At 43.6% G+C, this 479-nt stretch carries 1 protein-coding gene; it reads right to left on the bottom strand.

Annotated features, from left to right (window positions below):
• The coding region (locus JHD64_RS21125) for a S26 family signal peptidase (RefSeq protein WP_233170651.1) at positions 1 to 258 on the bottom strand (258 nt) is incomplete at its 3' end.
• Between the last annotated feature and the right edge of the window lie 221 nt (positions 259 to 479).

Raw genomic sequence — 479 nt, 5'->3', positions numbered from 1 at the left:
ACCACGAGCGGGCACACTTTCGTGAGTAACATAAATTGGTTTATCTAAAAAAATCTCCGTAAACGGTACCTTGAAACCATAGGCAAATTTATTCACGAAAATATGATCACCGATGAACAAGGTGGGAATCATCGAGCCAGAAGGAATCTTATAGGGTTCCACAATGGAAGAACGCAAAAGCATCACGATGAAGATCGCGATTGCTAACTGTTTGCCTGTATCAGCGAGCCAAAGTTTTATTTTCTCAAAAAGTCCCATTTCATTTTCCCTATGCAATTTCTGAATTGCGAGTGTAACAGCAGGGCATGCTTATGATAAGTTAAATCTGTGAGCATTCTTGATCGTTATATTGCTGCAGAGTTTTGGAAGGGCCTATTGGCGGCCATGGTCACCTTTTTGGTGCTCTACCTCGGCGGCGACACCATGCGCCAGGGCCTGCGAGAACAAGTGCCACCGCAATATTTATTTCAGTATACGCT

The sequence above is a fragment of the Aquitalea sp. ASV15 genome (assembly GCF_016429115.1).
GTDB lineage: Bacteria > Pseudomonadota > Gammaproteobacteria > Burkholderiales > Chromobacteriaceae > Aquitalea > Aquitalea magnusonii.
The sequence above is the reverse complement of the archived record's forward strand: the minus strand, read 5'-3'. Positions and strand labels throughout refer to the sequence as shown.